Source organism: Brevundimonas sp. NPDC090276 (assembly GCF_044772165.1).
Classification (GTDB): domain Bacteria; phylum Pseudomonadota; class Alphaproteobacteria; order Caulobacterales; family Caulobacteraceae; genus Brevundimonas.
The window spans coordinates 57,671-72,859 of sequence record NZ_JBIVYK010000001.1; the positions used below are offsets into that span (position 1 = coordinate 57,671).

Annotated in this window: 11 protein-coding genes; 3 read left to right on the plus strand and 8 right to left on the minus strand. The window is 66.3% G+C overall.

What is annotated here, in order from left to right; all coding sequences use genetic code 11:
• The first annotated feature begins 104 nt into the window (after positions 1–104).
• A complete protein-coding gene (locus ACIQTU_RS00250) occupies positions 105–911 on the plus strand; it encodes a DUF3313 domain-containing protein (protein ID WP_400540603.1) in 807 nt (268 codons plus the stop codon).
• Here ACIQTU_RS00250 and ACIQTU_RS00255 read toward each other — a convergent pair.
• Positions 908–2,098 carry an acyl-CoA dehydrogenase gene (locus tag ACIQTU_RS00255; protein ID WP_400540606.1) on the minus strand — a complete coding sequence of 397 codons (1,191 nt, stop codon included), beginning with the start codon at positions 2,096–2,098 and terminating at the stop codon, positions 908–910. The two genes, ACIQTU_RS00250 and ACIQTU_RS00255, sit on opposite strands and share 4 nt — an antisense overlap.
• 155 nt (positions 2,099–2,253) lie before the next feature.
• Here ACIQTU_RS00255 and ACIQTU_RS00260 point away from each other — a divergent pair, with 155 nt between their 5' ends.
• Both ACIQTU_RS00260 and ACIQTU_RS00265 read left to right on the plus strand, forming a co-directional pair.
• Entirely contained in the window at positions 2,254–2,520 is a 267-nt protein-coding gene (locus tag ACIQTU_RS00260) for a DUF6356 family protein (protein WP_400540609.1), read from the plus strand.
• Positions 2,521–2,558: 38 nt separating this feature from the next.
• Entirely contained in the window at positions 2,559–3,752 is a 1,194-nt protein-coding gene (locus ACIQTU_RS00265) for a CaiB/BaiF CoA transferase family protein (protein ID WP_400540612.1), read from the plus strand.
• On the opposite strand, the gene ACIQTU_RS00270 is transcribed toward ACIQTU_RS00265, so the two are convergent.
• The 7 genes from ACIQTU_RS00270 to ACIQTU_RS00300 form a co-directional block, all read right to left on the minus strand.
• A complete protein-coding gene (locus tag ACIQTU_RS00270; protein ID WP_400540615.1) occupies positions 3,739–4,173 on the minus strand; it encodes a hypothetical protein in 435 nt (144 codons plus the stop codon). The two genes, ACIQTU_RS00265 and ACIQTU_RS00270, sit on opposite strands and share 14 nt — an antisense overlap.
• An 85-nt stretch (positions 4,174–4,258) precedes the next feature.
• On the minus strand, positions 4,259–5,743 hold the full coding sequence (odhB, locus tag ACIQTU_RS00275; protein ID WP_400540618.1) for a 2-oxoglutarate dehydrogenase complex dihydrolipoyllysine-residue succinyltransferase: 1,485 nt from the start codon (positions 5,741–5,743) through the stop codon (positions 4,259–4,261).
• 56 nt (positions 5,744–5,799) lie between these two features.
• Positions 5,800–8,820, minus strand: a complete 3,021-nt coding sequence (locus tag ACIQTU_RS00280) for a 2-oxoglutarate dehydrogenase E1 component (RefSeq protein ID WP_400540621.1) — start codon at positions 8,818–8,820, stop codon at positions 5,800–5,802.
• A gap of 230 nt (positions 8,821–9,050) precedes the next feature.
• On the minus strand, positions 9,051–9,953 hold the full coding sequence (sucD, locus tag ACIQTU_RS00285) for a succinate--CoA ligase subunit alpha (protein WP_400540624.1): 903 nt from the start codon (positions 9,951–9,953) through the stop codon (positions 9,051–9,053).
• Positions 9,954–10,011: 58 nt separating this feature from the next.
• Complete coding sequence (gene sucC, locus ACIQTU_RS00290; RefSeq protein WP_400540627.1) at positions 10,012–11,202, minus strand: ADP-forming succinate--CoA ligase subunit beta; 1,191 nt, start codon at positions 11,200–11,202, stop codon at positions 10,012–10,014.
• Positions 11,203–11,359: 157 nt separating this feature from the next.
• On the minus strand, positions 11,360–12,727 hold the full coding sequence (locus tag ACIQTU_RS00295; RefSeq protein ID WP_400540630.1) for a spinster family MFS transporter: 1,368 nt from the start codon (positions 12,725–12,727) through the stop codon (positions 11,360–11,362).
• 136 nt (positions 12,728–12,863) lie between these two features.
• A complete protein-coding gene (locus tag ACIQTU_RS00300) occupies positions 12,864–15,071 on the minus strand; it encodes a TonB-dependent receptor (protein ID WP_400540633.1) in 2,208 nt (735 codons plus the stop codon).
• Between the last annotated feature and the right edge of the window lie 118 nt (positions 15,072–15,189).

Consider the following 15,189-nt stretch of genomic DNA (forward strand, 5'->3'; position numbering starts at 1 on the left):
TCCACAGCCTAGCGCGACCAGCCCGCCGTGACGATGGCCGATGAACCGAACGGAGTTCGCGAACGTAATGGACCGAACGCCGCGCTTGGCGACGGAGGGATTTCATGACGACATCGAGCCGCACCGCCGCTGTGCTGATCGGCCTCGGCCTGTCCGCCGCCGCCTGCGCCACGGCGCCCGCGCCGAACTCAGGCTATCTGTCGTCCTATGAAGGGCTGGCGGCCCGCTCGAACACCGTGCGCGCCTCGGTGCGCCAGCGTCGAGACGAGGACCGTGCCCGCGCCCTGGAACAGGTTCACATCGAACGCGCCGAATTGACGCCGGACGCCGCCCCGGCCCTAAGCGCCGAGGACTGGACCCTGGTGCTGGGCGAGATGGATCGACAGGTCTGCTACGAACTGAGCGAGCGTTTCACCATCCTCGACGCCCCGACGCCGGGCGCCGCAAGGGTCCGTCTGGCGGCGACGCGTATCAGCCCGACCGGTCGGGCGGGTTCGGCCGCCTCGGCCGTGGCCAGCTACTTCATTCCCGGCCCCATCGGTTTGCGGGCGCCGGGCACGACCGGCGGTCTGGCCGCCGAAGCCGAGCTGCTGGACCCCGACGGCCGTCAGGTCGCGGCCATTGTCTGGGCACGTAACGCCACGGTGATCGGCACGGACGATCCGTCACTATCGCGAGTAGGCGACGCCCACCAGCTGGCCGAGGTCTTTGGCGACATGGTCGCAGACGCCTTCGCTCCGACCGATCGCAAACCCCGCGCCATCGCCGATCCCGACCCCTGCAGCCGCTTCGGCCCGCGCGTCCGGCCCGAGGGCTTCGTCGTCCGCGCCATCACGGGCCTTTATCAGCCCGAGGTCAGCGGCGGCAGGAAACAGGAGGAAGCGGCGCCCATCGACGCCGACCGCCCCTAGAAGGCGCTTTCGCCCGTGATGGCCCGGCCCAGGATCAGGGCGTGAACATCATGCGCGCCTTCGTAGGTGTTCACCGTCTCCAGGTTCATGGCGTGGCGCATGACGTGCAGTTCGCCGGTGATGCCGGCGCCGCCGTGCATGTCGCGGGCCTCGCGCGCCACGGCCAGGGCCTTGCCGCAGTTGTTGCGCTTCATCAGGCTGATGGCCTCCGGCACCCAGGCGCCGGTGTCCAGCAGGCGGCCGAGCGCATAGGCGCCCTCGAAGCCGAGGAAGATCTCGGTCTGCATGTCGGCCAGCTTCTTCTGCACCAGCTGGCGCGACGACAGGGGACGACCGAACAGCATCCGCTCGCCGACATAGTCGCGGCTGGCGTGGAAGCAGAACTCGGCGGCGCCCATGGCCCCCCAGGCGATGCCGAAGCGCGCCTTGTTCAGGCAGGAGAAGGGCCCGCGCAGCCCCTGCACGCCCGGCAGGATGTTGGCTTCCGGCACGAAGACGTCGTTCAGGCCGATGTCGCCGGTGATCGAGGCGCGAAGGGACAGCTTGTCGCCGATCTTGTCCGTGGTGAAGCCGTCGAAGTCGCGCTCGACGATGAAGCCGCGGATCTTGTCGTCCAGCTTGGCCCAGACGATGGCCAGGTCGCTGATCGGGCTGTTGGTGATCCAGTATTTGGCGCCATTCAGGCGATAGCCGCCCTCGACCTTGACCGCCTTGGTCTTCATCGAGGCGGGGTCCGAACCGCCGTCGGCCTCGGTCAGGCCAAAGCAGCCGACCAGTTCGCCCGCCGCCATCTTCGGCAGGAACTTCATCTTCTGCTCTTCCGAGCCGAAGGCGTAGATCGGGTACATGGCCAGCGACGACTGGACGCTCATGGCCGAGCGATAGCCGCTGTCGACCGCCTCGACCTCGCGCGCGATCAGGCCATAGGCGACGTGGCTGGCTTCGGAGCCGCCATAGACTTCCGGCAGCATGGCGCCGAGGAAGCCCATCTCGCCCATCTCGGTCATGATGGCGCGATCAAAGGTCTCGTCGCGGAAGGCCTCGACCACGCGCGGCAGCAGGGCCTCGCGCGCATAGGACCGCGCCGCGTCCTGGATCATCCGCTCGTCATCGGTCAAACGGCCCCGCAGATCGAACGGGTCGTCCCAGCGGAAGGTCTGTTGCGAAGCGTGCGAGCCGTCGGCCATGGCGTGTTTCCTGAGCAGTCAGTGTGCGGGATTCTTGCTGACCGTCACGCGCACCTGACCGGGACGTGACGATGCGACCCCTGTTCCGTCGGTCGGTTTAGGCGATAATGGAGGGGCCGGGTAGAGGGACGCGGGGAACCGCGTTAGGTAGGGTCATGTCGAGCCAGTTTTCACGCCTGTTCCGCGATCATCCGCGCGAGGTCAACGAGACCTATCTGGAGCACATGGCCGCGTCATCGCGGTTCGGCTTCAAGCTGATCCGTCTGGCGAGTTGCGCCTTCGCCCACGCCGTCGTCCCGGGCGTGCACAAGAGCACGGTGTCAGACGCCATCCGCGGCATGGCCCGCGACATGGGCGGCCGCGCCGAGGAAGCCCGCGAATGCCGCATGAGGAACGCCGGCGTCTGGGACGTGGGGCTCTAGGTCTTCTCGACGCATCGGCGGCAGTTTAGTCAGGACGCATGACCCAGCTTCAAGGCCCCCTCTCCGGCGTTCGCGTTCTTGATCTCAGCCGCGTCCTGGCCGGGCCGTGGGCGACGCAGACCTTGGCCGATCTGGGCGCCGAGGTCATCAAGATCGAACGGCCGGGCGAGGGCGACGACACCCGTCACTGGGGGCCGCCCTTCACCACCACCACCGACGGATCCAAGGGCGACGCCGCCTACTTCTTCTGCGCCAACCGGGGCAAGAAGTCGGTCGCGCTGGACATAGCGACGCCTGAGGGCGCCGAGGCCGTGCGCCGACTGGCCGCGACCTGCGACGTGGTGGTCGAGAACTTCAAGACCGGCGGGCTGGCCAAGTACGGCCTCGACTACGCCGGTCTGTCGGCGGTCAATCCGAAGTTGGTCTATTGCTCCATCACCGGCTTCGGTCAGGACGGGCCGGACGCCCACCGGGCCGGCTACGACTACATGATCCAGGCCATGGGCGGGCTGATGTCGATCACCGGCCAGCCCGACGGCGCGCCCGGCGCCGAGCCGATGAAGGTCGGGGTGGCGGTCGTCGACCTGTTCACCGGCCTCTACGCCTCCAACGCCATACTGGCCGCCCTTTGGCACGCCCGCGCGACGGGCGAGGGCCAGCATGTCGACATCGCCCTGTTCGACGTCCAGGCGGCCATGCTGGCCAATCAGGCGACCAACTACTTCGTCTCAGGGACCGCGCCGACGCGGATGGGCAACGCTCACCCCAACCTGGCCCCCTATCAACCCTTCCCCTGCTCGGACGGGATGGTGGTCATCGCCGTCGGTAACGACGGCCAGTTCCGGGCGCTGGCGAAAGCGCTGGGCGTCGAGCCCATGGGCGTCGACCCGCGCTTTTCCACCAATGCGTTCAGGGTCCAGCACCGCGCCGACCTGTCCCCCGCCCTGTCGGCCCTGACGGCCGGTTTCACCATGAAGGGGCTGATGACGGCGCTGGAGGCGGCGGGCGTGCCCTGCGGCCCGGTCAACACCATCGACCAGGTGTTCGAGGAGCCTCAGGCCCTCCATCGCGGCCTGACCGTCGAACAGTCGCGCCCCGACCTGGCCACGCCGATCCGCACCGTGGCCTCGCCGATCCGCCTGTCGAAGACCCCCGTCCGCTACGACGCCCCGCCGCCGAAGCTGGGGCAGGACACGGACGAGGTGCTGGCGACGCTCGCTACGTCGGACTGAAGACGCCTGTCAGCGCCAGGATCAGGCTGATCACGACAACCGCGCCAATCAGGGCGACGCCGACCCAGTGAACGGTCCGAAACCGACGCGGCAGACTGGTGCTGGCGAAGCCGCCCGTGACCGTCATGAACAGGGCCAGCCCCCGGCCGACCGCGCGCGTCGTCGGCTCGCCCGGCGGCAGGTCGTCTTCGTCGTCAGCCGCGAACTCGCCCGCCCCGACCCGCGCCAGCAGATCCCGCGCCTCGTCCGCCTGATCCGCTCGGCCCATCAGCCGAAGGCCCAGCGCTCGTTGCATCAAGGGATCGACCGTCGTCTGGAACCGCTCGGTCACGTCAACCTCGACCCCGTGCGAAGCGAGAAAGGCCGCCGCGAGGTCGGCCTCATAGACATCCTGATAACGGGCGATTTCAACCAGGCTCATAAGGCAAGGCTAACACGGATCGCCTAATTGAAAACGGCGGGACCCGTAAGAGTCCCGCCGTCGTCAGTTCTGATTCGCGCAGACCTTACAGGTCCAGCAGGGCGCGGGCCGGATCTTCCAGCAGTTCCTTGATGCGAACCAGGAAGGTCACGGCTTCCTTGCCGTCGACGATGCGGTGATCATAGCTGAGGGCCAGGTACATCATCGGGCGGATCTTGACCTCGCCGTTGATGGCCATCGGGCGCTGCACGATGTTGTGCATGCCCAGGATGCCCGACTGCGGCGCGTTCAGGATCGGCGTCGACATCAGCGAACCATAGGTGCCGCCGTTGGTGATGGTGAAGGTGCCGCCCTGCATCTGGTCCATGGTCAGGGCGCCGTCACGGGCGGCCTTGCCCAGGGCGCCGATGCCCTTTTCGATGCCCGCCAGCGACAGGGTGTCGGCGTCGCGCAGGACCGGAACCACCAGACCCTTGTCGGTGCCGACGGCCACGCCGATGTCGTAGTGGTTCTTGTAGATGATGTCCGTGCCGTCGATCTCGGCGTTAACGGCCGGGATTTCATGCAGGGCCTGAACGACAGCCTTGGTGAAGAAGGACATGAAGCCCAGCTTCACGCCGTGACGCTTCTCGAAGACTTCCTTGTACTGGGCGCGCAGGGCCATGACGTTGGTCATGTCCACCTCGTTGAAGGTGGTCAGCTGGGCAGCCGTGTTCTGGGATTCCTTCAGGCGACGCGCGATGGTCTGACGCAGGCGCGTCATCTTCACCCGCTCTTCGCGCGGCTGGTCGGCGCGCGGGGCGGCCGGAGCAGCGGCGACCGGAGCAGCCGGAGCGGCGGCGCCGATGGCGGCGATGGCGTCAGCCTTGGTGATGTTGCCCTTCGGACCCGAAGCCGACAGCGAGGCCGGGTTCAGGTTGTTTTCCGAAACCACGCGCTGAACGGCGGGCGACAGGTGGGCCGAAGCCGGAGCCTGCGCCGAACCGGTGTTGGCCGGAGCGGCGGGCGCAGCCGCCGGGGCCGCAGCGGCGCCCGAAGCCGAGATGGAGCCGATGACCTGACCGGGGGTCACGGTCGAGCCGTTGTCGGCGGCGATGGTCAGGACGCCGGCGGCCGGGGCCGAGACTTCCACCGCGACCTTGTCGGTCTCGATCTCGACCAGCAGCTCGTCCTTGGCGACGGTGTCGCCCGACTTCTTCAGCCAGGTGCCGATCGAGCCCTCGGCGACGCTCTCGCCCATGGTCGGGACAGCGATCTCGACCGAGGCGCCGCCCGAAGCGGCCGGAGCGGCGGCCGGGGCCGCAGCAGCGGCGGGCGCGGCGGCCGAAGCCGAAGCGCCTTCGCTCACCGAACCCAGGACCGTGCCGGGAACCACGGTGTCGCCCTCGGCGGCGTTGATGGCGGCCAGGACGCCGTCGGCCGGGGCCACGACTTCCAGCGAAACCTTGTCGGTTTCCAGCTCGACCAGGACTTCGTCCTTACGGACGGCGTCGCCGACCTTCTTGGTCCACTTGGCGATGGAGGCTTCGCTGACGGATTCACCGAGGGCGGGGGTGAGGATATCGGCCATGGTTCGGTCCAGTGTCTTTTTGTGTCTTGGCGTATCTATAGGTCAGGCAGGGCCGGTCAGGCCATGGCCTCGGCGAGGAAGGTCTCGAGTTCCTTCAGGTGGCGGCTCATCAGGCCGGCCGCCGTGGAGGCGGAGGCCGGACGCCCGACGTAACGCGCGCGCTTGGCCTTGATATCCATCTTCTCGAGCGTCAGTTCGATCCACGGATCGACGAAGGTCCAGCCGCCCATGTTCTTGGGCTCTTCCTGACACCAGACCAGGTCAGCGTTGGGGAAGCGGGCCAGTTCGGTCGAGATCGACTTGATCGGCCACGGATAGAACTGTTCCAGACGCAGGATGTAGATGTCGTTGATCCCCGCCTTCTCGCGCGCGTCCAGCAGGTCGTAATAGACCTTGCCCGAGCAGACGATGACCTTGCGGATGTCCTTGTCGGCTTTGAGCGAGACGCCGGCCACGTCCGGACGCAGTTGGGCGTCGTCACGCAGCACGCGGTGGAAGGACGAGCCCTCCGCCATGTCGGCGATGGTCGAGACCGCCTTCTTGTGACGCAGCAGCGACTTGGGCGTCATCAGGATCAACGGCTTGCGGTAATCCCGGTGCATCTGGCGACGCAGGATGTGGAAGTAGTTGGCCGGGGTGGTGCAGTTGGCGACCTGCATGTTGTTCTCGGCGCACTGCTGCAGGAAGCGCTCGAGGCGAGCCGAGGAGTGCTCGGGGCCCTGGCCTTCATAGCCGTGCGGCAGCAGCATGGTCAGGCCGCTCATGCGCAGCCACTTGCGTTCGCCCGAGCTGATGAACTGGTCGATGACGACCTGGGCGCCGTTCACGAAGTCGCCGAACTGGCCTTCCCACAGGGTCAGGGTGTTCGGGTCGGCCAGCGAGTAGCCGTACTCGAAGCCCAGCACCGCCTCTTCCGACAGGGCCGAGTCGATGACTTCGAAGTGGGCCTGGCCGTCGCGCAGGTGGTTCAGCGGGAAGTAGCGCTGCTCGGTCGTCTGATCGGTAATGCCCGAGTGACGCTGCGAGAAGGTGCCGCGTACCGAATCCTGACCCGACAGACGGATGTTGTAGCCCTCGTCCAGCAGCGAGGCGAAGGCCAGGCTTTCGGCGGTGGCCCAGTCGATGTTCTGGCCCGAGTCGACAGCCTCACGACGACCGTCGATGACCCGCTTCAGCGTCTTGTGCACGTCGACGCTGTTCGGGATCTGGGTCAGGCGGTGGCCATAGCCCTTGAGCTTGTCGGCGGCGACGGCGGTGTCGCCGCGCTGGGCCGCGTCATCGGTCTTCTCGGCGCCCAGGCCCTGCCACTGGCCGTCCAGCCAGTCAGCCTTGTCGGCCTTGAAGGTCTTGCCGGCTTCGAACTCGGCGTCGAGGAAGGCCTCGAAGCGGGCCAGTTCGGCGTCGACCTCGGCCTGAGTGACCACGCCCTGCTCGACCAGACGCTTGGAGTAGATCTCGCGCGTCGACGGCTGGTTCTTGATCTTGGCGTACATCAAGGGCTGGGTGAAGGTCGGGTCGTCGCCTTCGTTGTGGCCGAAGCGGCGATAGCAGAACATGTCCACCACCGCGTCCTTGTGGAACTTCTGACGGTATTCCGTCGCCACCTTGGCGGCGAAGACGACCGCTTCGGGGTCATCGCCGTTGACGTGGAAGATCGGCGCCTGAACCATCAGGGCCACATCCGACGGATAGGGCGACGAGCGCGAGTTGCGCGGCGCCGTGGTGAAGCCGATCTGGTTGTTGATGACGAAGTGCAAGGTGCCGCCGGTGCGGTAGCCCTTCAGCCCCATCAGGGCGAAGCACTCGGCCACCACGCCCTGACCGGCGAAGGCGGCGTCGCCGTGGATCAGCAGCGGCACGACCTTGGAGCGGTCCAGCACCCATTCGGTGTCCGGCTTGCCCTGATTGACCTCGGCCTCGCGGATGTCGAAGGCCTGCTTGGCGCGCGACTTGCCCAGGACGACCGGGTTGACGATTTCAAGGTGCGACGGGTTGGCCGTCAGCGACAGGTGGACCTTCTTGCCGTCGAACTCACGGTCCGACGAGGCGCCCATGTGATACTTGACGTCGCCCGAGCCTTCGATGTCCGACGGCACGGTCGAACCGCCCTGGAACTCGTGGAAGATGGCCTTGTAGGGCTTGCCCATGACGGCGGCGAGCGTGTTCAGGCGACCGCGGTGCGCCATGCCGAAGACGATCTCGTCCACGCCCAGGGCGCCGCCGCGCTTGATCACCTGCTCCAGGGCCGGGACCATGGCTTCGCCGCCGTCCAGGCCGAAGCGCTTGGTGCCGGGGAAACGCTTGTGCAGGAAGCGCTCGAAGCCCTCGGCCTCGATCAGCTTGTTCAGGATGGCCAGCTTGCCTTCCTTGGTGAAGGCGTTCTGCTCGAACTTGTCGGGGCCTTCGAAACGCTGCTGCAGCCAGGATTTCTCTTCGGGCTCGGCGATGTGCATGAACTGCACGCCGATGTTGCCGCAGTAGGTGCGCTTGAGCAGCTCCAGCACCTGACGGATCGAGCCCGTCTGCAGGCCCAGGACGCCGTCGAGGAAGATCGGGCGGTCCATGTCGGCGGCAGTGAAGCCGTAGAATTCGGGGGTCAGCTCGGCGTTCTCGACCGGCTGCTCGATGCCCAGCGGGTCCAGCTTGGCCTGCAGGTGGCCGCGCACGCGGTAGCTGCGGATCAGCATCAGGGCGCGGATCGAGTCATGGGCGGCGGCGCGCACGTCGGCGGCGGTCAGCGCGCCCGAGGCGTCGGCGGCCGGGGCGGCAGGACGCGGGCCGGGCTTGCCGGCGGCCTTGGGGTCGATCTTGGGTGCGGGCCAGCGACCGTCGAAGACGGCGGTGTCCTCGGTCGGTTCGGCAGGGCCCGAACGGCCCCACGAGCCGGCGGCGGCCGACTGCTTCACCAGGTCGGCGTTGTCCTTCAGCTGGTCGAAGAAGGCGCGCCATTCCCCCGGCACCGAGCCGGGGTCCGCAGCCCATTTTTCGTGCAGGTCCTCAATGAAGGCGGCGTTCGCGCCATAGAGGAAACTGGTCTCGGCAAAGACCTGGTTCAGCTGACCTGCATCGTCCGCCATTTTTGCTCTCGTCGTCCTAATTCCAGCCGCGCGCGCACGCCTGCGCGGTGAGCGGCGCCGCTCATATAGGCCGTGTTTCCTTACTGGTCATGACCGAAGGGAGGCGGACCGGGTGGAAATTGGTCGAATTGGCAAGAAAAAACGCCTCCGGACGATTCCGGAGGCGTTTCAAAAGGTCGCGGGGCGCGAAATTTAGCCCCGGAACATCGTTCTTTTAATTTTGAAGCGCCTTAGCCCTTCAGCACTTCCAGAAGCGTGTGGCCCAGACGCGCCGGCGACGGCGAGACGCGGATGCCCGCAGCCTCCATCGCAGCGATCTTGGATTCCGCGTCGCCCTTGCCGCCCGAAACGATGGCGCCGGCGTGGCCCATGGTGCGGCCGGCCGGAGCCGTACGGCCGGCGATGAAGCCGGCCATCGGCTTCTTGCGACCCTTCTTGGCTTCGTCGATCAGGAACTGAGCGGCGTCTTCTTCGGCGCCGCCGCCGATTTCACCGATCATGATGATCGACTCGGTGGCGTCGTCGGCCAGGAACATTTCCAGGACGTCGATGAACTCGGTGCCCTTGACCGGGTCGCCGCCGATGCCGACGGCCGTGGTCTGGCCGAGGCCCGCGTTGGTGGTCTGGAACACGGCTTCATAGGTCAGGGTGCCCGAGCGCGAGACGACGCCGACCGAGCCCTTGGAGAAGATGCTGCCCGGCATGATGCCGATCTTGCACTGTTCCGGGGTCAGGATGCCGGGGCAGTTCGGGCCCAGCAGGCGCGACTTGGACTTCTCCAGGCGAGCCTTGACGCGCACCATGTCCAGCACCGGAATGCCTTCGGTGATGCAGGTGATGAAGGGGATCTCGGCCTCGATGGCTTCGATGATGGCGTCGGCGGCGCCTGCCGGCGGGACGTAGATGACCGAGGCGTCCGCGCCGGTGCGCTCCTTGGCTTCGGCGACCGAGGCGTAGATCGGCAGGGTTTCGCCGTGCGAGCCGGTCCAGTTGGTGCCACCCTTGGTCGGGTGCACGCCGGCGACCATCTGGGTGTCGTGATAGGCCAGGGCCTGTTCTGTGTGGAAGCCGCCGGTCTTGCCGGTCAGGCCCTGGACGATGATCTTGGTGTTCTTGTCGACGAGAATGGACATTGGTCTGTGCTCTGAATTCTGTGTGTCAGCGGGGCGGTGGCGAGTAAGGCTCTAAGCCTTAGCCGACCGCCGCGACGATCTTCTGGGCGGCGTCGTCGAGGTCGTCCGCAGCCGTGATGGCCAAGCCGGACTCGTTCAGGATCTTCTTGCCCAGGTCGACGTTGGTGCCTTCCAGACGCACCACCAGCGGCACCTTCAGGCCCACTTCCTTCACGGCCGCGACCACGCCTTCGGCGATGACGTCGCACTTCATGATGCCGCCGAAGATGTTGACCAGGATGCCCTGGACGTTCGGGTCAGCGGTGATGATCTTGAAGGCCGCCGCGACCTTCTCCTTGCCGGCGCCGCCGCCGACGTCGCAGAAGTTGGCCGGCTCTTTGCCGTACAGCTTGATGATGTCCATGGTCGCCATGGCCAGACCGGCGCCGTTGACCATGCAGCCGATGTTGCCGTCCAGGGCGACGTAGGCCAGGTCCCACTCCGAGGCTTCGATTTCCTTCGCGTCTTCCTCGGTGACGTCGCGCAGTTCCTTGATGTCAGGGTGACGGAACAGGGCGTTGCCGTCGAACGACACCTTGGCGTCCAGAACGCGCAGGTGGCCGTTTTCCATGACGATCAGCGGGTTCACTTCCAGCATGGCCATGTCCTTCTCGACGAAGGCTTTATAGAGGGCCGGGAACAGCGACTTGCCGTCTTCGCGGGCGTCGCCTTCCAGCTTCAGCGCGTCCGACAGGGTCGCGCAGTCAGCTTCGGTCACGCCGGTCGTCGGGTCGATGACGACGGTGATGATCTTTTCCGGGGTATCGTGGGCGACGGTTTCGATGTCCATGCCGCCTTCCGTCGAGACGACGAAGGAGACGCGGCCGTAGGCGCGGTCGACCAGGATCGACAGATACAGTTCGCGCGAGATGTCGGCGCCGTCTTCGATGTAGAGGCGGTTGACCTGCTTGCCGGCGTCGGTCGTCTGGGCCGTCACCAGGGTGTTGCCCAGCATTTCCTTGGCGTTCTTGACCACGTCCTCGATCGAGAAGGCCAGGCGCACGCCGCCCTTGGCGTCAGCCGGCAGTTCCTTGAACTTGCCCTTGCCGCGGCCGCCGGCGTGGATCTGCGACTTCACCACATAGAGCGGGCCAGGCAGTTGCTTGGCGGCGGCTTCGGCCTGATCGGCCGAGGTGATGGCGACGCCTTCGGCGACCGGTGCGCCAAAGGCCTTGAGAACCTGCTTGGCCTGATACTCGTGAATGTTCATGTCTGATCCGCGCCGTTGGGAGGAGGTTGAGGAAACTTTGGTCGCGCTTATAGGCGTCGGCCCTTCGCAGACGCAACCGTCTGTCTCCCTATGCTCCTCCCAAGCTTTTCTTATGCGCGAAACGGCTCAGCTCGGTTCAGCCTCCGTCCGGGACGGATCAGTCCACCCAGTCCTTCTTCAGCGTGCGCGAGGCTCCGAACAGCAGGGCCGAGGACAGCAGGTAGAAGCCCATGCCCGTATAGATGGCCCAGCGCAGGCTCTCCTCGCCAAAGGTCGGGCGCAGCAGGTCCGACATCCAGCCGAAATAGTAGATGCCGACGGCGATCCCCAGCAGGTTGTTGATCAGCAGGAACAGGGCCGAGGCCGTGGTCCGCATGGCCGGGCTGGCCAGGTGCTGCACGGCGGCGGTGATCGGCCCCAGCCAGGTCAGGTTCAGGCCGGTGGGGATCAGGAAGATCAGGAAGGCCAAGGTCAGGGCCGCCGCGCCGTTCGGGTTCGCGCCGGGCATGATCGCCCCGACCAGAGCGCCCGAGTTCATGGCCAGGATGAAGCAGGGCACCGAGATCAGGAAGGCCACGGCGGGCGTCAGCGGATAGGCGCCCTTGGACTTCTTGCCGAGCCGGTCGGCCATGACGCCGCCCAGCCAGATGCCGGCCACGCCGCCGACCATGACGATGGCCGAATAGTACCAGGCGGTCTGCGACAGGGTCAGGCCGAAGCTGCGCATGAAGAAGCTGGGCAGCCAGGCGGCGACGCCATAGCCGCACACCGAGGACGAGGCCGCGCCGAAAGCCAGCAGCCAGAAGCTGGGCTTGGGCGCCAGGGTCTTGATGACCTCGCCGAACGGCGGGGCCTTGTGCACCACCGGCGCGACCTTCGCCGCCTCAGCAGCGGGCGCGTCCATGCCGCCGCGCTTGGGATCCTTGACCGTCAGACGCAGGATCGGCGCGACCACCACGCCCAGGACGCCCACGACGATGAAGGCGGTGCGCCAGCCCCAGGTCGCCGCCAGCAGGCCGCCGACCAGGGTGCCAGCCGCCATCCCCAGCGGAATGCCGAAGGCGTAGGCGGCCAGGGCCCGCGCGCGCTGCGACTTGGGGAAGTAGTCGGCGATAAGGGAATAGGCCGGGGCCACCCCGCCCGCCTCGCCAATACCCACGCCCATGCGGCACAGGAACAGCTGACCAAAGCTGCCCGCCACCCCGCACAGGGCGGTGAAACCAGACCAGATGGTCAGGGCCGCGGTCATGATCCATACCCGGCTGACCCGGTCGGCCAGCCAGGCGATGGGAATGGCCAGGGTCGAATAGAGCAGGGCGAAGGCCAGGCCGCCCAGCAGGCCGAACTGACTGTCCGACAACCCGAACTCGGCCTTCAGCGGCGCCGCCAGGATGCCGATGATCTGACGGTCCAGGAAGTTCAGCATGTAGATGAGGATCAGGATCCCCAGCACATAATAGCGATACCCGGGCGAGACGGCCTTCTCGACGGCCTCCTGCGGCGCTGCGGCCTCGGACGTGGTCATGGCGTGCCCCCTCGGACTTGTCTGATTAATGCGAACGGTAGCGTCGCCGCGCGGCGACGCAAGAAAAAGGGCGGCGGTTCATGTCGGAACCGCCGCCCGTGATCATGCGATCAGGCGTCCAGAAGAGCCGTCCCGATCAGAACTTGTACTGCAGCGAGGCCGTCACGGTGCGCGGCGGGCCGTAGTAGCCGATCAGCGAGTTGTTGTAGGCGGCGCCGGCGAAGTTGTAGCCGCCAACACGGTACTCCTCGTCCGTCAGGTTCTTGCCATAGACACCGACAGTCCAGGTGCGGCTCGGGTCGGTCCAAACCACCGAAAGATCGACCAGGGCGAAGGCGTCCTGATCCAGCACGGGATTCGGGAATTCGAACTGGCTGTAATCGTCGCGATAGCTGACCGAAGGTGTGACCGCCAGCGAGCCTCCAGCCACGTCACCGCGCCAGGTCAGACCCAGGTACCCCGTCCATTTCGGGGCGTTTTGCAGCACGACCTGGCTTGAGATGTCCTCGTACTTCTGGGTCGTCAGATTGTAGCGCAGGAACTCCTCGAACTTGGAGTCGAGGTAGCCGATGGCGACATTGGCCGTCAGGCTGTCGGACAGGACGACCGAGCCCTCGAACTCCGCACCGAAGAATTTCGACGAACCCACATTGTCGACGAAGCTGGCGATGCCGCCAACGGCCGGAACCTGGGTGGTGACCTGCTGATCCGTATAGTCGTTGTAGAAGATCGCCGACGAGAAGCTCAGGCGACGGTCGAAGGCCGAGCCCTTCAGGCCGACTTCATAGGAGTCGACCGTTTCCGGCTGATAGCCGTTGACCGTGTTCGGCGTCAGGATGGCGTCACCGCGCATATCGAAGCCGCCCGACTTGAAGCCCTTCGAGTAGGAGGCGTAGCCGGTCAGACGGTCCGAGAAATCATAGGACAGCGAGGCCTTGGGCGTGAACTGATCGAAGGTGTTCGAACGGGTGTAGTCCGTGCGCAGCAGGATCGGGTTGCGCGCCGCGCCGCCCAGCAGCGGGCTGCGGGTAGCGCCCAGGTAGTTGGCGCGGAAGACGTGGCCGGTCTTGTCGTCCAACGTGTAGCGCGCCCCCAGGCCCAGGTGCAGACGCTCCGTCAGGTCCAGGTTCACATCCGTGAACAGGGCGACGCTGGTCGTCTCGACATAGCCGGCGGTGCCGATAACGATGCCGAAGTTCTGGGCGATGGTGTCGAAGGCCCCCGAGGCGGTGCCGTCCAGATAGAAGATCCCGGCCACGCCCTGGATCCGATCGGTGCTGAACAGCGCCTGGAATTCCTGGGTGAACTGGTGGTCGCCATAAACTGCGGGCACGTCCAGCGTCGGCGCGGGCGTGTTGTCGAAGTCGATCAGGGTGTCTGTGTCGCCGGTGCGATAGGCGGTGATCGACTTGAACGACCAGACATCATTGAGGTCGACCTGAGCGGTCAGCGACACGCCCTCGGTCGTCACCTTGTTGCGGTCGCCGAGACCGGCGTAGGTGTCATAGACGCTGCCGGGGATGCCGGCGCCCGGGCCGACGCCGGCGACTTCGCGGTGGCCATGACGGGGATTCGACCGGTCTTCGACCCGATCATAGGCCAGGCGGAAGAAGGCGTTGTCGTAGGGCTGGAACTCGACGCTGACACGACCGGCCAGTACGTCCTTGTTGTAGTGCTCCGCGCCCGTGTTCAGGTTCTCGCCGTAACCGTCGCGGTTATAGCTGGCGACCGCGCCGCCGATGCGCAGCTTGTCCGTGACCGGCATGGAGCCCTGGGCCAGCAGATCGATCTGGTTGTAGCTGCCGTAGGCGCCGCGCAGGGTCAGCTCCGGCGAATCCGGGTCCAGACGCGACGTGACGTACTTGATGGCGCCGCCGACGGTGTTGCGACCGTAGAGCGAGCCCTGCGGACCGCGCAGGACCTCGATGCGCTGGATGTCGAAGATGTCCAGAACCGCGCCCTGCGGACGAGCCACATAGACGTCGTCGACATAAAGACCGACGCCGGGCTCGAAGCCCCACAGCGGGTCCTGCTGGCCGATGCCGCGAATAAAGGAGATCAGGGTCGAGTTCGAGCCGCGCGCGACCTGAACCGTGGCGTTCGGGGTCTGCTGCTGCAGGGCGGTGATGTCGGTCGCGCCAGTCTCCTCAAGACGCTCGGCTCCCAGGGCCGAGACCGAAACCGGCACGTCCTTCAGGGTTTCCTCGCGGCGACGCGCGGTGACGACGACGTCGTCGATACTGGAGACCTGCGTCTCGGTCGCCGCTTCCTGCGCCACGGCCGTGGCCGAAAGCGCCCCCCAGGCGGCGCCCGCCAACAAGACGGTCTTCACGAGTCTGTTCATTTGGATCCCAATCCCTGATTTCCAGCCCAATCGACGCTTTTATTCAGCGTTCAATGATTTTCATGGAACGTGCCGATCTTTCGTCGGTCTGTCAAACGGCCACGCTGAGAACCGCAGT